The following is a 21,582-nucleotide window of genomic DNA, read 5'->3' on the forward strand; positions in this document are numbered from 1 at the left end:
TAAGCCTTAACTGAACTGATATAACATTTCAGCCATAAATAAGCCCCTATCGAAATAGAGGCTGCATTTAGTTAATTAGGGTCTGTTCGAAGCAAAACTTATTCTAATGTTTCAGCAGGTACGCGCACCCAACCTTCCATTAACACACGTGCACTACGGCTCATCACGGCTTTTTTGACTTGCCATTGTCCATTTTCCTGTACGGCTTGCGCACCCACACGAAGCGTACCTGATGGATGTCCAAAACGTACCGCTTCACGCTCACCACCACCTGCAGCTAAGTTCACCAATGTTCCCGGAATAGCTGCAGCAGTACCAATTGCAACAGCTGCTGTGCCCATCATGGCATGGTGTAATTTACCCATCGACAATGCACGTACCAATAAATCGGTATCTTCAGCCTGAATTTGTTTACCACTTGAAGATACATAACTTTTTGGCGCAGAAACAAAGGCAATTTTTGGCGTATGTTGGCGTTTTTCAGCTTCAGCAATTTCCTGAATCAAACCCATTTGTTTAGCACCATAAGCGCGAATGGTTTCAAAACGTGCCAAAGCTTGTGCATCACCATTGATTGCATCTTGCAGTTCTGTGCCTGTATAACCAATTTCTTCTGCATTTAGGAAAATTGTTGGAATACCCGCATTAATAAAGGTCGCTTGGAATGTTCCAATATCTGGCACATGCAAAGTGTCCACCACATTTCCAGTTGGGAACATTGCCCCACCTTCTTCGCCATCATCGGCAGGGTCTAAGAATTCAATTTGTACTTCTGCGGCAGGAAAAGTCACGCCATCCAACTCAAAATCACCCGTTTCCTGCACCTGACCATGCGTCATAGGCACATGCGCGATAATGGTTTTTTCAATATTTTTTTGCCAGATACGTACAGTACAAATGCCATTTTCTGGAATTTTACTGGCATCGACCAAGCCATTGCTGATCGCAAATGCACCGACTGCAGCCGTCAGGTTGCCACAGTTACCACTCCAATCCACAAAAGGCTGATCAATCGAAACCTGTCCAAACAGATAATCGACATCATGATCGGGCTGCGTACTTTTCGCCAAAATTACCGTTTTGCTGGTGCTTGAGGTTGCACCGCCCATTCCATCAATTTGCTTGGCATAAGGGTCTGGACTGCCAATGACGCGCAATAAAATTTGATCTCTAATTTTGCCTGGCTGCTGTGCTGCTGCAGGTAAATCATCAAGTTTAAAAAATACGCCTTTACTAGTACCGCCGCGCATATAAGTCGCTGGAATTTTAACTTGTGGTGCAAAACGCATGAATTTTATTCCCTTGTTTTTGATTGTTATGGTCAATATAAAAAGACCCTTTTGCATGATAACGGTTTTTATTCAAAAGGTATCGTGGTCTTGACTTAAGTATAAAAAAACAACATTTGGTAAAATTTACCCTAGCCAGTCATCTTGATTTATAAGGCAAAAATAAAATTAATATATTGATTCACTTATCTTTTATACAAATAAAAACCATAAAATATTTTAATATTTATCATAAATTTATTTCATTATTGTCTAGCTACTAGGCTAATGAAATTTGATCTATTACAATCTTGTCACTTTTTCCTTGTCGGGCTGAATACTTTGAACAACGAGTCTTCACAACTTCAGCGTGGCTTAAAGAACCGCCATATTCAATTGATTGCCATGGGTGGAGCAATTGGTACAGGCTTATTCTTAGGTTCCGCGCAGGTCATCCAATCTGCTGGCCCTTCTATTATTTTGGGTTACGCCATTGGTGGTCTTATTGCATTTTTAATTATGCGCCAATTGGGGGAAATGATTGTTCATGAGCCCGTTGCAGGATCATTCAGTCACTTTGCCTATAAATATGCAGGTAAATTCCCTGGCTTTTTAGCAGGTTGGAACTACTGGATTTTGTATATTTTGGTGGCAATGGCAGAACTCACCGCAGTTGCCAAATATATTAACTACTGGTGGCCGCATATTCCTGCTTGGACTTCGGCACTGTTCTTTTTCATTGTGATTACCATTATTAACTTGGGCAATGTAAAGTTCTATGGTGAGTCAGAATTCTGGCTAGCAATCATTAAAGTCGCTGCTGTGGTTTCGATGATTGTGTTTGGTTTATATCTCTTACTTTCTGCAGATGCCAATTCAACCGCATCATTCAGCAACCTTTGGGCGCATGGGGGGTTCTTCCCGAATGGCTTTGAAGGTCTGTTCTTCATGCTTGCATTCCTCATGTTTGCCTTTGGCGGCATTGAGTTGATTGGTATGGCTGCCGCAGAAGCGCAAGATCCTGAAAAAACCATTCCTAAAGCCATTAACCAAGTGGTGTTCCGTATTCTAATTTTCTATATCGGTTCACTCACCATTCTATTGTCTTTAGTGCCTTGGAATCAGTTAGATTTAGGTGGTTTAGATAAAAGTCCATTCGTAATGATTTTTAGTCAAATGGGCATTGAATGGGCAGCGCACTTACTGAATTTCGTGATTTTGACTGCGGCACTTTCTGTGTATAACAGTGGGATGTATGCCAACAGCCGTATGCTGTTTGGTTTGGCCAAACAAGGTAACGCACCAAAAATTTTCCTAAAAGTGAATAAACAAGGTGTGCCAATTCCAGCAGTATTATTCTCTGCGGTATTAATTTTCGGCTGTGTATTGTTGAACTACTTTGTACCTGAAGAAGCTTTAAGCCACCTCATGTATATTGTTGTGGGTGCATTGGTTTTAAACTGGGCGATGATCAGTTTGACTCACCTTAAATTTACCAGCACACTGAAAAAATTAGCGATTCCAACTAAGTTCCCTGCGCTATGGTCACCATTTAGCAACTATTTGGTTTTAGCGTTTATTGCAGTGGTACTTTATATTATGTGGACTCAAGGCTTTAAAGAATCAGTCATTATGATTCCTGTATGGGTGGTCTTGATGTACATTTTATTTAGAGTGCTTAATGCGAAAAAACCTTAATTTGCATAGTACGCATAGTACAGATTTCTAAAAATTAAAAAGTTATTGCTTCGGCAGTAACTTTTTGCTTTTAAGCCCCCCTTTTAATAGCCCATAAATAAAGTGCTGCACTTAAAATAATTTAAATTCCAACCCATTCTTTTCAGTTGATATTTCAACTTTTTTGTAGCAAAAGCTACATCATTTACATTCTAAATGATAAAAAGACTCTACATGAGAAGAATTCTTAGTTATCATTTGAGCACAAAATTTGTCGTGTGAATAAACTATGAATGCGTACGCTGCTCAACCTGCCAATGTCTTGACGATCCAACAGCTCAGTAAAAAGTTTGGTTCGCGTTTTGCAGTGCAACAAGCAACATGGTCAGCGATGAGTGGACAAATTGTGTGTTTATTAGGTCATTCAGGCTGCGGCAAAACCACAATGCTACGTCTGATTGCAGGCTTGGAAACACCAAGCAGCGGCACAATCCAACTGAAACAGAATACCTTGTGGAGTGAGCAAGCACAGATTCCTGCGGAAGCACGCAATATTGGTTTAGTGTTTCAGGATTATGCACTTTTCCCACATTTAAGTGTGTTAGACAATGTTATGTTTGGCTTAAAGAAATTTCCCAAAGCGCAGCGGGAAACCATTGCCAAACAAGCTTTAGCGCATGTTTCCATGTTGCATCATCAAGACAGCTATCCATATACACTTTCGGGCGGGGAACAACAACGCGTTGCCTTAGCACGTGCCTTAGCACCAGAACCGCAAGTTTTGTTGATGGATGAACCTTTTTCAAATTTGGATCATCGTCTGCGTGATCAAATTCGTCAAAATACCATTCAACTCCTCAAACAAACTGCAACGACTACGGTTATCGTGACACATGACCCAGAAGAAGCATTGCAAATTGCCGATCAAATTATTTTGATGCACCAAGGGCAAATTATTCAAATTGGTTCACCGAAACAACTTTATTTACAGCCTAAAACGTTGTTTGCTGCACGTTATTTTTCAGCATTGAATGAGATCCCAGTACAAATCAACAACCAAGAAATTCATACCGTATTTGGCAAGATTGATTTACCAGGACATACCACCGCTCATGATTCACTGGTCTGCTGCTTCCGCCCGCATCAATTGCGTGTCAGCCAAACAGCAAGTGAAAATGCGTTGCCAGCAAGCATTGTGTCATCAAGTTTTATGGGCCATGCGCAACAACTGCGTCTAAAACTACGCGATCACGATTTCACTCTTTTGGCCCAAGTCAGTCATCTTCACGATATTCAGCCCGCTGAACAGGTCTATGTTTCTGTCGATTTAAACAGCTGTTATTTCTTGGTGTCTGATGAACCATCACCCAATACCTCATCTTCTACTCAAGCTGCTGTTCAGGTTTAAATTTTCAATTAGGAATACTGCATGAAACCACTGTCTAAATTATCATTGCTTGTTACAGGTTTACTTGCATTTGGTGCAAGTGTCGCACAAGCAGCTGAAGTCAATTTATACACCACGCGCGAACCTGTGCTGATTCAAACTTTATTAACCGAATTTACCCAAAAAACTGGGGTAAAAGTGAATACGGTTTTTATTAAAGATGGTTTATTGGAACGTTTGAAAGCAGAAGGTCGTCGTTCTCCTGCCGATGTGATGCTGACTGTAGATTTTGGCAATTTGGTTGATTTGGTAGAAAGTGGTTTAACCCAGCGCGTGAGTTCTAAAACCTTAAATAGTGCAATTCCTGCCAATTTACGTGCTGCCAATGGTCATTGGTATGCTTTGTCGATGCGTGCACGTGCCGTCTATGCCTCTAAAGACCGTACACCGCTTAATGCGATTACTTATGAAGATTTAGCAAATCCAAAATGGAAAAATAAAATCTGTATTCGTTCAGGCAACCATCCATATAACACTGCTTTAATTGCAGCGTATATTGCCCATCATGGTGAAAAACAAGCCGAAACTTGGTTGCGTGGCGTGAAAGCCAATTTAGCACGCCCAGCAAGTGGTGGTGACCGAGATGTGGCGCGTGATATTTTAGGTAAAATTTGTGATATTGGCGTTGCCAACACCTATTATGTCGGCACGATGCGTACAGGTGACGCGGAACAAAAACGCTGGGGCAATGCCATTAATGTCGTATTACCACGCTTTAAAAATGGTGGAACGCATGTCAACGTATCGGGTGCAGTGGTTTCCAAACATGCACCAAATCGTAAAGAAGCCGTACAGTTGCTCGAGTTTCTAGCTTCTGATCACGCGCAAGCCATTTACGCCCAAAATGGCTTTGAATACCCAGTCAAACCTGGGGTAAAAATTGACCCTATTATTGCCAGCTTCGGTAAACTCAATATCGACTCGATTCGCTTAAGCGATATTGCACGTCACCGTAAAGCCGCAAACTTATTGGTCGATAAAGTCCAGTTTAACCGCTAAAATTTTCTACTTTTATCTTACAGTGCAGCGCTTTGCACTGTAAGATGCTCAGCTGTTCCCTCCCCCTTATTTAGTACCTCTATTGCAATGCTTAAAAATAAATTTAATTTTTTATTTTCGCTTAGTGGGTTATTGACACTACTCGCCTGTTTACCTGTGCTCGCTTTAATTTGGACAGCATTGCAAGGCGATAGTGAAATTTGGGGACATCTGCTGCGTTATGTGATTCCACACACGTTGGCAGAAACAGGGATTTTATTGTTGGGTGTGGGGATTTTTACCATCCTGCTTGGTACAGGCAGTGCATGGATTGTAACGGCCTATCAATTCCGAGGTCGTGCATTTTTAGATTGGGCCTTACTGCTGCCTTTAGCCGTACCGACTTATATTATTGCGTATAGTTATATCGACATTTTGCATCCCATCGGCCCTGTGCAAAGCATCCTGCGCGATTGGTTTAATTTAGAATTACAACAGTTTTGGTTTCCTAATATCCGTACTGTTTGGGGCGGCATCTTCTTACTCAGCTTTGTGCTGTATCCGTATGTGTATTTAAGCACCCGTGCGATGTTTCTAATGCAATCGGCCAGTTTAATTGAAGTGGCACGTACCTTAGGATTAAAACCCGATCAAGTGTTTTTACGGGTTGCAATTCCACTGGCACGTCCTGCTATTGCCGTGGGCACCAGTCTGGTTTTAATGGAAACCATTAATGATATTGGCGCTACAGAATTTTTAGGCATTAAAACCTTAACCTTGTCGATTTATTCAACGTGGACCAATCAATCCGACTTGGCAGGCGCAGCGCAAATTGCCATTTTCATGTTGATAATCATTACTCTATTGGTTTTAGTAGAGCGTTTAGGACGACGCAAACAGCGCTATATGAACTCTGCACAACGCAGCCGTTTAATGCCCGCACAATCGGTCAAAGGTGTTAAAGCACTGGTGTTATTGGGTTTAGGCTTAATTCCAGTCTGTGTTGGCTTTCTAATTCCAACCAGTCACTTATTGGTCGAATCCTATAAACGTATTCAATATGCAGGGTTCTCAGATTTTCTGATCCAAGCATCTATCAACACATTAACACTTGCCAGTATCGCCACCATCGTCACTATTATGATTGGATTCTTCATTGTCAGTGCAGCACGTTTTAGCAAACACACCTGGTTTAGCCGCATTTCGAGCTTAGGCTATGCCATTCCAGGAACCGTTTTAGCCATTGGTCTCATGCTGGCTTTGGGCAAAATTGACCATACCATTGGCGATTTTCTAGAATTTAAACTAGGGATACATACAGGTTTATTATTCCTCGGCACCAGTTTTACCCTCATTTATGCTTATGCCGTGCGTTTTTTAGCCATCTCAGTAGGTGGCATTGAGTCAGGCTATAACCGTATTCATGGTGTTTTTGATGATGCTGCACGTAATTTAGGGCAAAATAGCTTTGCGATTTTATGGCGTGTGCATTTGCCATTATTGCGTCCTGCCATTATTTCTGCAGCTTTATTAATTTTTGTAGATTGTATGAAAGAGCTACCTGCAACTTTATTGCTCCGCCCTTTAAATATGGAAACACTTGCCACCCAATTGTATGCAGAAGCTTCTAGAGGAACCTATGAAGATGGTGCTGTGGCTGCACTGCTGATTGTATTGGTCGGCCTTACTCCTGTTATTTTGCTGGCAAAGCTTGGAAAAACCACACGTTAATATGTGCCATTGTTACTCCATGCGCAGAGTAACAATGGGTTTTAGAATAAAAAATAGTATTTTTTTTAACCAATCAAAAACACTCTACCAACAGCGAATTAATTAATTTTATTTCTTATTTATCAAACACTAATAGATATAAACCGCCTATTTATTAGAACAAATACTCTATTTGGTTTAATTTTTATACTGAATAGTTTTTTCTAGAGCATTTACTCTTATTTTAATTGTGATATTTTTGTCACATGGAGTAACAAATGGTCTCGGTGGATACAAGCCGAAATCATCCTAGATGAAAGCTTAAAGCATCAACAAAAACTGTCATAAAAGACTTTATAGCCCAAGGGAAATGTATAATGAAATTAAAAGCACTTAGCACAGCAATGATTTTAGCAACTGTACCAATGACAGGTGCTTTTGCTGCAGCAATGGATCGTTCTGGTCAATCTATCGCTGCGTTCTTACAACCGGGTAACTATTTTGAAGCTGGCATTTCTGTATTAGACCCAGATGTATCTGGTACAAGTTCTGCTGCTTTAGGTGGACAGGCAACAGGTGACATGGCGAGTGATTATTACTTCCCTCACGCTGCCTTAAAACTACAAGTAACCGATCAGTTTTCTTTCGGTGTAATTTACGATCAACCATTCGGTGCAGAAGCTGAATATACAGCTCAATCTCTTGCATTCAATCCAACAGGAAATGATGGTACTCGTGCTGAAGTTACAACTGAAAATTTAACTTTCTTATTTGGTTTCCAACCAACTGAAAACTGGAATATTTATGCGGGTCCAGTTTATCAAACAGCTAAAGGTGATGTTGCGTTACGTGGTGGGGCTTATGGTCCTTTTGGAGCTTTAAGTTATAATGCCAACATGAAAGAAGACAGTGAGCTAGGGTGGATTGCTGGTTTGGCTTACCAAATTCCAGAAATTGCCTTAAAAGCCTCTTTGACTTACCGCTCTGAAATCGAGCATGAATTGCAAGCCGCTGAAAATGTAACTCACCCTCTTGCTGGTGAACTAAGTGGTGTAGCAATGGTTGGCGCCATGAACCCTGCAGCACTCGCACAATATCAACCAGGTAAAACTGCTGTAACAACCCCACAGTCTGTTAATTTAGACTTACAATCTGGTATTATGGCTGACACTGTAGGCTTCCTTAATGTTCGCTGGGTGAATTGGGATGGTTTTTCAATTCGACCTAATGACTTTGGTTATGTTGTTGACTTATTAGTACCAGGCGCCAATCTAGTTGAATATAATAAAGACCAATGGTCTGCTACCGCAGGCGTAGGTCGTAAATTAAATGATAAATGGGCAGGTAATGTATCTGTAGGTTGGGATTCTGGTGCTGGCAATCCAGTCACAACATTAGGTCCAACTGAAGGCTATTGGAACGTAGGTCTCGGTGTTCAATACTCACCTGCGCCAAACTACTTTATTGCGGGTGGTGTTAAATACTTCTGGTTAGGTGATGCAACCGCTACAACTGCAGCTAGTCCAAATGTTGGTGAATTTAAAGATAACAATGCCATCGCATACGGTCTAAAAATGGGTTACCGCTTCTAATCTCTTGTTTTTCAAAGGAGCCACCCTTCAGGGTGGCTTTTTTTGCACTTAAAACCTCCAGTTTTTATACAAGTGTTAACCAAATGTTCAAATTTAAAACAATCAAACTTATACTTATTCGAACATCCGTCCAAAAAATTATTCAATAAAATTCAATTATTTAAAATTAATTAATAGTACATTTACTCTAATCAAGTACAATTTATAACTTATACAGTTCATTTATTCTGCAAAGTTGAGCATTTACTCTTTTTTTAAATATGTTACTTTTCCTGCACTTTTTGTTACATAAAGCATCACGGAACGACCATGAAGCTCAATAAAATCTATTCGGCTATTTTACTTAGCACTCTCCCACTTACACCTGCGCTTGCTGCTGGTTTAGACCGTTCCGGTCAATCTATTGCTGCATTTTTACAACCAGGTAATTATGCAGAAGCAGGTATTTCAGTTTTAGATCCAACAGTTAAAGGAAAAGATCTTATAAAAAATAACGTCAGCGATATGGCTGAAGACTATTACTTCCCTTCTGCTGCAATTAAAGTACAAGCGACTGAACAAATTTCTTTAGGTCTTTTATATGATCAGCCATTTGGTGCAGATGCGATGTATAGCCTAGAACAGAGCATGTTTAATAATGGAATTGAAGGCACAAAAGTAGAAGTGGAAACACACAACCTTACTGCTTTAATTGGTTACCAACCTACAGAAAACTGGAATTTTTACGCAGGTCCAGTTTGGCAAACCGTAAAAGGTACAGTATCGTTACGTGGGCTTGCATACGGAGGTGAGGATAAACTTGGCAGCTACGACATTAATTTAAAAGAAGATGATGCTTACGGCTGGCTTGCTGGATTTGCTTATCAAATTCCTGAAATCGCATTGAGAGCTGCGGTTACCTATCGTTCAGAAATCAAACATGAACTCGATACAACTGAAACTTTTGGGTTTGGCGCAACTCAACGACCAAATGCACTCACTGAAGTTGTAACTCCGCAATCAGTAAACATTGATTTTCAAACAGGTGTTGCAGCCAATACTTTAGCTTTTGCCAATATCCGTTGGGTACATTGGGATCAATTTGCGGTCACACCAAAGTTTTTAAATGCAGCTTCTGGCAATAACCTTATTGACTATTCAGATGATCAATGGTCTGCAACCGTAGGGGTGGGTCGCAAGTTTAACAGTCATTGGTCTGGTTCTGCTTCTGTAGGTTATGACTCTGGTGCAGGCAACCCTGTCACCACTTTAGGTCCGACTGAGGGTTATTGGAGCGTTGGCTTAGGTAGTCAATACAGCCCTGCAGAAAACTACTTTATTCAAGTAGGCGTAAAATACTTCTGGTTGGGTGATGCCACTGCACGTACGGGTACAAAAAACGTTGGTGAATTTGAAGACAACTATGCATTGGGTTATGGTCTAAAAATCGGCTACCGCTTCTAAATCAATTCACTGTTAATATCGCATAAAAACAAAGGGCATCAAATGATGCCCTTTATTGTATTCAGCTTCAGATTAAGCAGGAATATCTCGTACCGAAGCACCACGAATCGCCTCTTTCAATGCTTCATAACCATGAATGGCCGGGAATTGCGGGAATTCTGCAATTACATTGTCTGGTGCATCAAACAAGAAACCTTTGTCTGCTTCACCAAGCATGGTCGTATCGTTATACGAGTCACCCGCAGCAATCACACGGAAATTTAAACCATGTAGTGCTTTAACTGCCTGACGTTTTTGATCTGGTTGACGTAATTTATACGCAGTGATCATGCCATTTTCATCAGTTTCCAATTTATGACAGAAAATGGTTGGCCAGCCCAATTGCTTCATCAACGGATGTGCAAACTCATAGAACGTGTCTGAAAGAATAATCAATTGGAAGTGTGTGCTCACCCACTCTACAAACTCTTTCGCGCCCGGGAATGGCCCCATGTCTGCAATCACCGCTTGAATATCATTTAAGCCCAAGCCATGCTGTTTTAGAATATTTAAACGCTGAGTCATCAACACATCGTAGTCAGGAATATCACGTGTAGTTGCTTCAAGTTCTTTAATGCCAGTTTTTTTAGCAAAGTTAATCCAAATTTCTGGAACTAACACACCTTCAAGATCAAGACATACGATTTCCATGGGTTCTCCCAAAATACCTGTAAAAATTTTTCCCTATCATAGCCGAAGATTTGTTATTTGCCTTGTTCTTTTTTAAATCTATTTCATTCATAAGCATTTATTTTTTAGTGATAAGACCTTTTTAGGAATTCCATTAAAATAATCCGCTCAAGAACAAAGATTAGCCCTCAAGCCGACTGCAGGAAGACTTATGCACACCATTCCCACCATAGACATTGTTGATGCACTCGCGACTGAATATGCTGACAAATCGCCTAGCGAGATTTTAAAACTTGCTTTGAACCAGCAGGGTGAAGTTGCAATTTCTTTTTCTGGTGCAGAAGATGTGGTACTGATTGATATGGCGTCTAATTTAGGTTTGCCATTTCGTGTATTTAGTTTAGATACAGGACGTTTGCATCCTGAAACCTATCAATTTTTAGAAACTGTACGCAAATATTATAATATTGAGATCGAAATTTGCTTTCCTGAAACCGAAGCAGTCCAACAATTGGTACAAGAAAAAGGCTTGTTTAGCTTTTTTGAAGATGGACATCAGGAATGTTGCGGAATTCGTAAAGTTCAACCTTTACGAAAAAAACTGGCAACACTAGATGGCTGGATTACAGGGCAACGTAAAGATCAAAGCCCAGGTACACGTCAAGATATTCCAGTGGTACAAGCCGATGCAGGTTTTGCTGGTCCAAATAAACAACTAATTAAATACAATCCACTGGCAAACTGGTCAAGCAGTGACGTGTGGAACTACATTCGCATGATGGAAATTCCATACAATCGTTTGCATGAAAAAGGTTTTATTTCGATTGGCTGTGAACCTTGCACCCGCCCTGTGCTCCCAAACCAACATGAACGCGAAGGTCGTTGGTGGTGGGAAGAAGCTACGCACAAAGAATGTGGTCTGCATGCAGGAAATCTCAAATAATCTCCACCCTATTACCCTATTAAGGTCAATAAAAATCACCCACCTACTGTGATTTTTATTGACGGATGATGGCGCAAAAACCACTATATTTGTTTGATAAAAAAGATATACTGAAATTAAATCTTATATAACTCTAAAAAGCCTATTCAGCAAAGAACAGGCGTAGAAATTGCAGTGAGGCAATCCAGAATATGCGACCATTACACCCTATTGATTTTATTTTCCTGTCACTCGAAAAACGTCAACAGCCCATGCATGTGGGTGGATTATTCTTATTCCAAATTCCAGAACATGCGCCAGACACTTTTATTCAAGACTTGGTTGCCGATATTCGCAATTCAAAGTCGATGCCTATTGCACCATTTAACAATAAGCTCAATGGTCTATTTTGGGATGAAGATGAAGAGTTCGATCTCGATCATCACTTCCGTCATATTGCCTTGCCAAAACCAGGTCGCATTCGTGAATTATTAACATATATTTCACAAGAACACAGTTCACTGATTGATCGCGCCAAACCTTTATGGACTTGCCATATTATTGAAGGTATTGAAGATAATCGTTTTGCGATGTTCTTTAAAATTCATCATGCTATGGTAGATGGTATTGCTGGCATGCGTTTGGTGGAAAAATCCCTTTCGCACGACGAAAATGCAAAAAGAATTGTACCTCCTTGGTGTGTTGAAGGTCCACGTGCTAAACGTCTGAAAGAACCGAAAGTCAGCCGTTTAAAGAAAATTTTTGGTGGGGTTAAAGGTCAGTTTGAAGCAACCCCTCGCGCTGTTTATGAAGTATCACAAACTGTTGCCAAAGATATGGGACGCAACCCTGATTATGTCTCCAGCTTCCAAGCACCAAGCACCATCTTAAACCAACGTGTGAGCGCCTCACGTCGTTTTGCCGCTCAATCTTTTGAGTTTGCACGTTTGCACCGTATTGCTAAAGCTTTGGGTGTAACTATTAATGATGTGGTGCTGGCAATTTGCTCAGGCGCATTACGTGAGTATTTACTTAGCCAATATGCCTTACCTAAAAAACCGCTCATTGCGATGGTACCTGCCTCTATTCGAGATGATGATTCTGAGGTATCCAATCGAATCACCATGATTTTAGCCAACTTAGGTACACACAAAGAAGATCCGCTTGAGCGTTTAAAAATTGTGCGCCGCAGTGTGCAAAATTCTAAGCAGCGTTTTAAGCGCATGAATGCCAATCAAATTATGAACTATAGTGCTTTTGTTTACGGCGCTGCTGGTTTAAATATTTTGTCAGGCATTATGCCAAAGCGTCAGGCCTTTAACTTGGTTATTTCCAATGTACCTGGCCCACGTGAACCTTTGTATTGGAATGGTGCAAAGCTAGATGCACTATACCCTGCTTCAATCGTGTTAGATGGACAAGCTTTAAACATTACCATGACCAGCTATTTAGACAAATTAGAAGTTGGTTTAACTGCTTGTCGTCATGCCTTACCGAAAATGCAAAACTTATTGCAACACTTGGAAGATGAAATTCAGCGTTTTGAACAGATTATTGATGCGCCTGAAGGGGTCAATAAAATCGTGGATTGATACGTCAATCCATCAGAAAAATAATTCAATAGAATCAATTAAGGGGCAATTGCTGCCCCTTATTTTTGAATAGTACGACACTGTTTTAATAATTGCTGACAAACCGCGCTAACCATTGCGGTGGTAATTTGAGTTTCTTTACCTTGCTCATCCACAATATAACCGTTATGTGTCACTTTACGATCTAATACTTTTAAACTCTTTTGAATCACAACTTTACTCATACCCATGACATACCTCATTTGCTAAACCGAGGGAGATGTTCGGCTTTGGCTACTCTGTATGCTTAGTATTGAGAATTCACTCAAAAAAGTAAAATTTCAGATGTAACAACTGTTTAGCGATATCCTGTTACAATTTCAGCTCAAAATGATATCGTATTGCTCTTGCGTATATAAATTTTCCACCTGAAATTTAATCACACGGCTGACAAAGTGCTCTAAATCCGCCACTGCTGGCGCTTCGGCAGTTAACAATCGGTCAATCACCGATGGGTGCGCAACGACAGTAAAGCCACGTTGTGATTCAAATGCGCGTGCGTATCTTAAAATTTCTCGAAAAATTTCGTAACATACTGACTCTGCTGTTTTGACATATCCCCGTCCCTGACAAGTTGGACAGGCTTCACAAAGTAAATGTTCTAATGATTCACGGGTGCGTTTACGGGTCATCTCGACCAAGCCCAGTTCAGACACTTGGGTAATTTTGGTCTTGGCATGATCTCGTTCAAGCATACGCTCAAACTGACTCAAGACTTCATCACGATGCTGTACTTCTTGCATATCAATGAAGTCGATAATGATGATGCCACCCAAATTACGCAAACGTAACTGGCGGGCAATGACCTGTGTCGCTTCCATATTGGTTTTAAATACGGTGTCTTCTAAAGTCCGCCCACCGACATAAGAGCCTGTATTCACATCAATGGTAGTCATGGCTTCAGTCTGATCAATCATCAGATAACCGCCCGACTTTAATGCCACACGGGTTTGCAATGCCTTTTGAATATCTTCTTCGACATTGTATAAATCGAACAGTGGCCGCTCACCAGGGTAATGAATCAGGCGATTGTGCATATTCGGCACAAACTCATCCACAAATTCTTTTAATTTGGCGTGAATTTCACGTGAATCGACATAAATTTTGGCGGTGTTATCATTCGCCAAATCACGAATTACGCGTTGCGGTAACGGCAACTCTTCAAAAATCAAAGAAGGCACAGCAATGCTTTTTTGTTTACGCTGAATGTATTCCCACAATTTTGCCAAGTAACACATATCTTGCACTAAGGCCGCTTCATCGACACCTTCGGCTGCTGTGCGTACAATCACTGAGCCTGGTAATTTATGCTCAGCCTGAATGGTTTCAATGATCCCGCGTAGACGCTCACGTTCTTCACTCGATTCAATGCGTTGTGATACGCCAATATGACTGCCATACGGCATTAGAACCAAATAACGCGAAGGAATGGAAAGATCAGTGCTCAGTCGTGCGCCTTTAGTACCGAGCATATCTTTCATCACTTGCACGGTTAGAATTTGCCCAGGCTGCAATAATTCAAAGACATTCGGTGTAGGTTGGCTGCGCGGCCAAATCATGTCATTGATATGCAAAAAAGCAGTACGCGATAAACCAATATCGACAAAAGCGGCTTGCATGCCTGGCAGCACGCGCACCACTTTGCCTTTATAAATATTGCCCACCAAACCACGCTTGGCTGTACGCTCAACGAATAGTTCATTGACCGTGCCGTTTTGAATTAACGCCACCCGACACTCCATCGGTGTGACGTTAATCAACAACTCGTCAGACATAATAAAACTCAAAACATTATAAAAATTTTTGTGCAGCAGTTAATTTAGTGCCTTAACTGTCTGTAATAACTGTACGGTTTCATAGAGTGACAAGCCGACAACGTTGCTATAACTGCCCTCAATACGCGGAATATAACGTGCTGCGATGCCTTGAATCGCATAAGCACCCGCTTTTCCAATCGGCTCACCTGTTGCCCAGTAGCTTTCCATATCATCTAGGCTAAGCGATTGAAATTCAACCTGTGTACGTACCACTATACTGGATTTTTTCTGTTTTGTACGCACACAAACCCCTGAAAAAACATCGTGTTTTCGACCAGAAAGTTGCGACCAAATGGCAAAGGCATGTGCTTTGGATTCTGGCTTGCCCAAAATCTGCCCATCTATGCCCAAACAGGTATCGGCAGCAATTACAATGGCATCAGGAAATAGCTGTAAAACTGCGTCAGCTTTGGCACATGCCAACCGTTCAACATACGCGGCAACATCTTCGCCTGCTAAAATAGATTCATCGATGTCTGGACTGTAAATTTCAAATTCCAGTCCGAGCTGTTGTAGGAGTTCCCGACGGCGCGGTGAACTTGAAGCAAGAATTAAATGCGCCATTTTCGCAAGAAATAATACAGCACAGGCCAGAGCAAAATACTACTCAGCAAAGGTTGCCAATGACGGGCAAATGGGAACTGAATCCCACCCATGACTTGCATCACCCAAATCAGGGCGAGGTGAGCCAAAATTGCGATTACACTAATGACCCATAAATTCGCAAACGTCATAATACGGCGTTCACGAGTCAGGAAACGCGCCACAAAAGTAATCACCACAAAACTTAGGGCATTCATGCCCAAAGGTGCATCGAGGAGCAAGTCTGCAAACAAGCCTGTACCAAAGGCAAACCAAATACCACACCAAGTTGGTTGCCCAAGCACCCAAAACAAGGTCACCATCAACATAAACAATGGTCGCCAACCCGAGCCTGTATAAGACAGCGGATACACCATGAGTACAGATGCAGCAATTACAGAAAAAATAATCGGAAACAGTGGGTCTTTATTCTTGTTTTGCCCGAGTCGGGTTTGTCCTAATTTAGCGATTGGCATTTGGCTGCTCCTTCGCTAAAGATTCTGAGAACAGCACCACCACATGATGACCACCTGCCAATTGTGCTGCAGGCACGACATCAATTTGGGCAAACTCACCTGAGTTATGACGGCTAATTTTAGCAATGCTTCCAACCAAATAACCTGCTGGAAAATGCTCACCTAAGCCAGAGCTATAGACTTTTTCTCCAACTTGAATATTGGCACTGGTCGGTACATATTCCATTTTTAAACGACCAAGGTCACCCGTACCAGACACAATGGCACGCATACCAGTATGTTCTAGACGTACAGAAAGCGAATGTTCTTTGTCTGAAAGCAGCATGACACGGCTACTATGCGGATAAACAGAAATAATCTGCCCCATAATCCCCTTATCATCTAAGACAGTTTGTCCGACTTTTAACTGATTTTGAGAGCCGCGGTTAATCACAATAATGTGGCGCAAAGGATCGGCATCGGTGCCAATCACTTCGGCAATTTCCATGCGTCCATCAATGATTAAGGGCGTATCGAGTAAACCACGCAAGCGGGTATTTTCTGCAGAAAGTTCAGACAATTTTTGCAAACGGACTTGAGCCTGTAATAGCTCTGCCTGCATCGCGGTATTTTCACGACGCAATTGAGCCTCAGACTTACTTTGTTGACTTAGCCATTCTCGCGACAATACAGGATAGCTTGCAAGGGCATAAATTGGATTATATGCCGCATACAAAACATCACGTGCAGGTTGAATTACATGCGGGACACGCCAGTTAAAGAACAGGATGACCAAGCAAGTAATGACCGCAATTATAAAAGAGCGAAAAGATGGCGGTTGTCTGGAAAACAGATTTGTTTGCACCGCCGAATCCTATGTATTAGCCAACAAATAACATATCGTGGTTTGGATTATCAAAGAATTCCAAGACCTTGCCACCACCACGGGTAACGCAAGTTAATGGTTCTTCTGCGACTACCACAGGCAAGCCAGTTTCTTGTGCCAAAAGCTTGTCTAGGTTACGCAATAACGCACCGCCACCGGTGAGCACAATTCCACGCTCTGCAATATCGGAAGAAAGTTCTGGTGGAGTTTGTTCCAGTGCAGATTTTACTGCCGATACAATGCTTTGTAACGGATCAGAAATGGCTTGGGTAATTTCATCAGAAGTTACAGTAATGGCACGTGGCACACCTTCTGCCAAGTTACGGCCACGCACTTCAATTTCCAGTGGTTTAGCACCTTCATCTGGCAAAGCCATGCCAACTTCTTTCTTAATGGTTTCTGCTGTGGTTTCACCAATCACACAACCATGTGCCTTGCGTACATAGTTAATGATTTGCTCATCAAACACATCGCCACCAATACGCAATGAATCTGAATAAACACAACCTTGTAATGAAATGATCGCGATTTCTGTCGTGCCACCACCAACATCTACCACCATTGAACCACAAGCTTGCTCGACAGGCATACCTGCACCAATTGCCGCAGCCATGGGTTCTTCAATTAAACGTACATCACGTGCGCCCGCATTAAACACGGCTTCACGAATGGCACGGCGCTCTACCAAAGTAGATTTGCATGGTACACACACCACTACACGCGGTGCAGGTGGGAATAAACGTTTTTCATGCACTTTGCCAATAAATTGGTTCAGCATGGTTTCAGTCACTTCAAAATCAGCGATAACACCATCTTTCATTGGGCGAATTGCAGAAATGTTTGCAGGGGTACGACCCAACATTTGTTTGGCATCAAGACCGACTGCGGCAACAATTTTCTGTGAACCGCTGTGACGAATTGCCACAACTGTCGGTTCATTTAATATAATGCCTCGTCCTGGCGCATAAATAAGTGTATTTGCTGTACCTAAATCAATGGCTAGGTCTGGCGAAAACAAGCCAATTAGTCGTTTTAGAATCACGGAGTCGTTCTCGATTAAACTTTATGTGGACGCAAGTTGGCAACTTTAACTAAATGTGGTGCGTTGAACAAGTCAATCGCTTATTATAACGCACGATATTTTGAAATTTTTTATTAATACTGATTTTAGGTGATGTTATGTCTACCTCGGATGCTCAGCATTCTGCAGATTTAAATGCACAAACAGTTTCAGCAATTGCCCATCTTGCTCGTCTTAAACTCAATGATACGCAATCTGCTGAGTATGCTCAAAGTCTAAATAAAATTTTAGGCATGATGGAAAGCTTAAAAGGCATAAATACCGATGACGTTGAGCCTTTAAAAAGCCCATTTGACCACCCGCAACCATTACGTGAAGACGTCGTAACCGAACAGAATCATCGTGAGCAATATCAAGCTGTTGCCCCTGCAGTTCAGGATGGCTTGTACCTTGTTCCACGTGTGATTGAATAATTTATTCGGCTGTTACATTTTGACTTCATAAAAAGGTAAAAGAATTTTTCTCATGACAGATTTACATCGCTTATCGATTCGTGAAATCTCTGAGGGTTTAGCGGCAGCCAAATTCTCCTCTCGCGAACTAACAGAACATTATTTAAAACGTATTGCCAAAATTGATCCGCAAGTGCGCTCTTATGTCACCGTGACCAATGAAGTAGCACTGGCACAGGCGGATGCAGCCGATGCATTACGTCAGGCGGGTCAAGCGACAGCACTGACAGGTATTCCTGTTGCACATAAAGATATTTTTTGTACCCAAGGCATTAAAACCTCTGCGGGTTCAAAAATGCTGGACAATTTTATTTCACCTTATGATGCAACTGTGGTGGCACAAGGTAAAAATGCAGGTTTGGTCACTTTGGGTAAAGTGAACATGGACGAATTCGCAATGGGTTCAACCTCTGAAAGTTCGTTCTATGGCGCGACCAAAAACCCATGGGCACTTGACCATGTACCAGGTGGTTCGTCAGGTGGTTCTGCTGCTGTCGTGGCGGCTGACCTTGCACCATTTGCTACAGGTACAGATACAGGTGGTTCAATCCGTCAGCCTGCGTCTTTCTGTGGTTTGACTGGTCTCAAACCAACTTACGGACGTGTTTCACGTTACGGCATCATCGCTTATGCATCATCTTTAGATCAGGCAGGCCCAATGGCACGCTCTGCAGAAGACTGCGCATATTTAATGAATGTAATGGCAGGTCATGACGCCAAAGACTCAACCTCTATGGATAAAGCGGTTGAAGATTATGTGGCGAACCTGAATGCAACAACGCTCAAAGGCTTACGCATTGGTATTCCGAAACAATACTTCAATGTGGCTGGTTTAGATGCTGCGGTGAAAGCACGTGTTGAAGAATCACTAAAAAAATTAGAAGAATTGGGCGCAGTATTGGTTGAGATTGATCTCAACATGACTGAAAGCTACGTGCCAACTTACTATCTGATTGCCCCTGCAGAAGCATCATCTAACCTTTCTCGTTACGATGGTGTGCGTTATGGCTACCGTGCAGAAAATCCTCAAGATATTTTAGACCTCTACAAACGCTCGCGTTCTGAAGGTTTTGGTGCAGAAGTGCAACGTCGTATCTTGATTGGTACGTATGCTCTTTCTGCGGGTTATTACGATGCTTACTACGTGAAAGCACAAAAAGTCCGTCGTTTAATTCAGCAAGACTTCTTAAAAGCCTTTGAACAGGTCGATGTGATTGCAGCACCAACTGCACCAACAACTGCCTACAAAATTGGCGCGTCTTTAGACCCTGTTGAAATGTATTTGGGTGATATTTACACCATCGCAGTGAACTTAGCGGGCTTACCAGCAATTAGTGCGCCTGTTGGTTTTGACCAAGATCACTTGCCTGTGGGTTTACAATTGATTGGCAATTACTGGTCTGAATCACAATTGTTATCTGTGGTACATCAGTATCAACAAGCGACAGATTGGCATACTCAACGCGCTGCAATTGCTGAGGAGAACGCATAATGGCGAAGAATACTGCTAAACCCAAATCAAACCTGATTGATGGCTGGGAAGTCGTAATTGGTATTGAGATTCATACTCAGCTTGCAACCAATTCTAAAATTTTCTCAGGTTCATCAACCGAATTTGGTCAAGACCCAAATACGCAAGCCAGCCTTGTTGATTTAGCTATGCCAGGCGTCTTGCCTGTGCTGAATAAAGAAGTGGTGGATTTGGCAATCCGTTTTGGTTTGGGTATTGATGCCTACATCGACCAAGCGTCTGTATTTGCGCGTAAAAACTACTTCTACCCCGACTCGCCTAAAGGCTACCAAATTAGCCAGATGGATAACCCGATTGTAGGCTTAGGTCATATCGACATCCAACTTGAAGATGGCACAACCAAACGCATTGGCGTAACCCGTGCACACCTTGAGGAAGATGCAGGTAAATCGATTCACGACCAATTTGAAGGCATGTCAGGTATTGACTTAAACCGTGCAGGCACACCTTTATTGGAAATAGTATCTGAACCAGATATGCGTTCGGTTGAAGAAGCCGTAGCTTATATTAAAGCGATTCATACACTGGTACGTTGGTTAGGTATTTCTGACGGTAACATGGCTGAAGGTTCATTCCGTGCCGACTGTAACGTGTCATTACGCCGTCCGGGACAACCTTTCGGTACACGTTGTGAATTGAAAAACCTGAACTCATTCCGTTTCATTGAACAGGCAATCAATGTTGAAATTGAACGTCAAATGGAAATCTTGGAATGGGATGGCACCATTGATCAGGAAACACGTTTGTTTGACCCTGTGAAGATGGAAACGCGTTCAATGCGTTCGAAGGAAGAAGCGAACGATTACCGCTACTTCCCTGATCCAGACTTGTTGCCTGTGATTATTCCTGACGCGCAAATTGAAGCCATTAAAGCGACTATGCCTGAGCTTCCTGCTGCACGTCGTGCACGTTTCGTGGCGGACTTTGCTGTGACTGAGTACGATGCTCACGTTTTAACGCTTACTCGTGAAATGTCTGAATTTTACGAAGCTGTGGTTGCTGCAGCAGGTGGTGCGGCACACGGTAAAATTGCAGCAAACTGGGTGATGGGTGAATTCTCAGGTGCACTCAATAAAGCAGGTTTAGATTTGGCAGACTCACCTGTATCTGCCGAGAAACTTGGCGGTATGATCGCACGTATTGTAGACAACACCATTAGCGGTAAGATTGCAAAACAAGTGTTCGGCTTTATGTGGGATGAAGGCAAAACTGCAGACGAAATTATTGCGGAAAAAGGCTTGAAACAGGAAACTGATACAGGTGCGATTGAAGCAATTATTAAGGAAGTGCTTGCTGCCAACGAAAAAATGGTTGAAGAATATAAGTCTGGTAAAGACAAAGCCTTCAACGGTTTAGTCGGTCAAGTGATGAAAGCGTCTAAGGGTAAAGCCAACCCTGCTCAAGTAAATGAATTAATGAAGAAATTGATTGGTTGATCTGA

19 protein-coding genes are annotated in these 21,582 nt (G+C 42.0%); 11 read left to right on the forward strand and 8 right to left on the reverse strand.

What is annotated here, in order from left to right; translation table 11 throughout:
- Window positions 1-98: 98 nt before the first annotated feature.
- Entirely contained in the window at window positions 99-1,289 is a 1,191-nt protein-coding gene (gene prpF, locus C3Y93_RS05940; protein ID WP_104852367.1) for a 2-methylaconitate cis-trans isomerase PrpF, read from the reverse strand.
- Window positions 1,290-1,610: 321 nt separating this feature from the next.
- Here prpF and C3Y93_RS05945 point away from each other — a divergent pair, with 321 nt between their 5' ends.
- The 6 genes from C3Y93_RS05945 (at window position 1,611) to C3Y93_RS05970 (ending at window position 10,115) form a co-directional block, all read left to right on the forward strand.
- Complete coding sequence (locus C3Y93_RS05945) at window positions 1,611-2,966, forward strand: amino acid permease (RefSeq protein WP_171287414.1); 1,356 nt, start codon at window positions 1,611-1,613, stop codon at window positions 2,964-2,966.
- Between the two features lie 268 nt (window positions 2,967-3,234).
- A complete protein-coding gene (locus C3Y93_RS05950) occupies window positions 3,235-4,353 on the forward strand; it encodes an ABC transporter ATP-binding protein (RefSeq protein ID WP_104852368.1) in 1,119 nt (372 codons plus the stop codon).
- A 21-nt stretch (window positions 4,354-4,374) separates the two neighbouring features.
- The gene (locus C3Y93_RS05955; RefSeq protein ID WP_104852369.1) at window positions 4,375-5,391 is read left to right on the forward strand and encodes an extracellular solute-binding protein; all 1,017 of its coding nucleotides are present in this window, start codon (window positions 4,375-4,377) and stop codon (window positions 5,389-5,391) included.
- Window positions 5,392-5,478: 87 nt separating this feature from the next.
- A complete protein-coding gene (locus C3Y93_RS05960; RefSeq protein WP_104852370.1) occupies window positions 5,479-7,101 on the forward strand; it encodes an ABC transporter permease in 1,623 nt (540 codons plus the stop codon).
- A 356-nt stretch (window positions 7,102-7,457) separates the two neighbouring features.
- A complete protein-coding gene (locus tag C3Y93_RS05965; RefSeq protein ID WP_104852371.1) occupies window positions 7,458-8,672 on the forward strand; it encodes an OmpP1/FadL family transporter in 1,215 nt (404 codons plus the stop codon).
- 309 nt (window positions 8,673-8,981) lie between these two features.
- Window positions 8,982-10,115, forward strand: coding sequence for an OmpP1/FadL family transporter (locus tag C3Y93_RS05970; RefSeq protein ID WP_104852372.1), 1,134 nt, complete (start codon window positions 8,982-8,984; stop codon window positions 10,113-10,115).
- A gap of 72 nt (window positions 10,116-10,187) precedes the next feature.
- On the opposite strand, the gene thrH is transcribed toward C3Y93_RS05970, so the two are convergent.
- Window positions 10,188-10,805, reverse strand: a complete 618-nt coding sequence (thrH, locus tag C3Y93_RS05975; protein WP_104852373.1) for a bifunctional phosphoserine phosphatase/homoserine phosphotransferase ThrH — start codon at window positions 10,803-10,805, stop codon at window positions 10,188-10,190.
- Window positions 10,806-10,995: 190 nt separating this feature from the next.
- Here thrH and C3Y93_RS05980 point away from each other — a divergent pair, with 190 nt between their 5' ends.
- Both C3Y93_RS05980 and C3Y93_RS05985 read left to right on the forward strand, forming a co-directional pair.
- Entirely contained in the window at window positions 10,996-11,727 is a 732-nt protein-coding gene (locus C3Y93_RS05980; RefSeq protein ID WP_104852374.1) for a phosphoadenylyl-sulfate reductase, read from the forward strand.
- 191 nt (window positions 11,728-11,918) lie between these two features.
- Window positions 11,919-13,298: a WS/DGAT/MGAT family O-acyltransferase gene (locus C3Y93_RS05985; RefSeq protein ID WP_104852375.1), complete on the forward strand. Its 1,380-nt coding sequence runs from the start codon at window positions 11,919-11,921 to the stop codon at window positions 13,296-13,298.
- A gap of 59 nt (window positions 13,299-13,357) precedes the next feature.
- Here the strand turns inward: C3Y93_RS05985 and C3Y93_RS14305 are convergent, their stop codons facing one another.
- From C3Y93_RS14305 to C3Y93_RS06010, 6 genes are all read right to left on the reverse strand, one after another.
- Entirely contained in the window at window positions 13,358-13,528 is a 171-nt protein-coding gene (locus C3Y93_RS14305; RefSeq protein WP_004975418.1) for a PA1571 family protein, read from the reverse strand.
- Between the two features lie 129 nt (window positions 13,529-13,657).
- Window positions 13,658-15,112, reverse strand: a complete 1,455-nt coding sequence (gene rng, locus C3Y93_RS05990) for a ribonuclease G (RefSeq protein WP_104852376.1) — start codon at window positions 15,110-15,112, stop codon at window positions 13,658-13,660.
- A 39-nt stretch (window positions 15,113-15,151) separates the two neighbouring features.
- Window positions 15,152-15,718: a Maf-like protein gene (locus tag C3Y93_RS05995; protein ID WP_104852377.1), complete on the reverse strand. Its 567-nt coding sequence runs from the start codon at window positions 15,716-15,718 to the stop codon at window positions 15,152-15,154.
- A complete protein-coding gene (mreD, locus tag C3Y93_RS06000) occupies window positions 15,706-16,212 on the reverse strand; it encodes a rod shape-determining protein MreD (protein WP_104852378.1) in 507 nt (168 codons plus the stop codon). Before mreD ends, C3Y93_RS05995 begins: the two co-directional genes overlap by 13 nt.
- On the reverse strand, window positions 16,199-17,056 hold the full coding sequence (mreC, locus tag C3Y93_RS06005) for a rod shape-determining protein MreC (RefSeq protein WP_096901766.1): 858 nt from the start codon (window positions 17,054-17,056) through the stop codon (window positions 16,199-16,201). Before mreC ends, mreD begins: the two co-directional genes overlap by 14 nt.
- Window positions 17,057-17,072: 16 nt before the next feature.
- Window positions 17,073-18,119: a rod shape-determining protein gene (locus tag C3Y93_RS06010; protein ID WP_004975408.1), complete on the reverse strand. Its 1,047-nt coding sequence runs from the start codon at window positions 18,117-18,119 to the stop codon at window positions 17,073-17,075.
- A 137-nt stretch (window positions 18,120-18,256) separates the two neighbouring features.
- Here C3Y93_RS06010 and gatC point away from each other — a divergent pair, with 137 nt between their 5' ends.
- Genes gatC through gatB form a run of 3 tightly spaced genes read left to right on the forward strand, consistent with a single transcriptional unit; the run spans window position 18,257 to window position 21,577 of the window.
- On the forward strand, window positions 18,257-18,571 hold the full coding sequence (gatC, locus tag C3Y93_RS06015; protein WP_004975405.1) for an Asp-tRNA(Asn)/Glu-tRNA(Gln) amidotransferase subunit GatC: 315 nt from the start codon (window positions 18,257-18,259) through the stop codon (window positions 18,569-18,571).
- 52 nt (window positions 18,572-18,623) lie between these two features.
- Window positions 18,624-20,102 (forward strand): Asp-tRNA(Asn)/Glu-tRNA(Gln) amidotransferase subunit GatA, encoded by a 1,479-nt coding sequence (gene gatA / locus C3Y93_RS06020; RefSeq protein WP_004975402.1) that lies wholly within the window; start codon window positions 18,624-18,626, stop codon window positions 20,100-20,102.
- Entirely contained in the window at window positions 20,102-21,577 is a 1,476-nt protein-coding gene (gene gatB, locus C3Y93_RS06025) for an Asp-tRNA(Asn)/Glu-tRNA(Gln) amidotransferase subunit GatB (protein ID WP_104852379.1), read from the forward strand. Before gatA ends, gatB begins: the two co-directional genes overlap by 1 nt.
- Window positions 21,578-21,582: the final 5 nt, after the last annotated feature.

It is taken from the genome of Acinetobacter sp. SWBY1 (genome assembly GCF_002946595.1).
Classification (GTDB): Bacteria; Pseudomonadota; Gammaproteobacteria; order Pseudomonadales; family Moraxellaceae; genus Acinetobacter; species Acinetobacter towneri.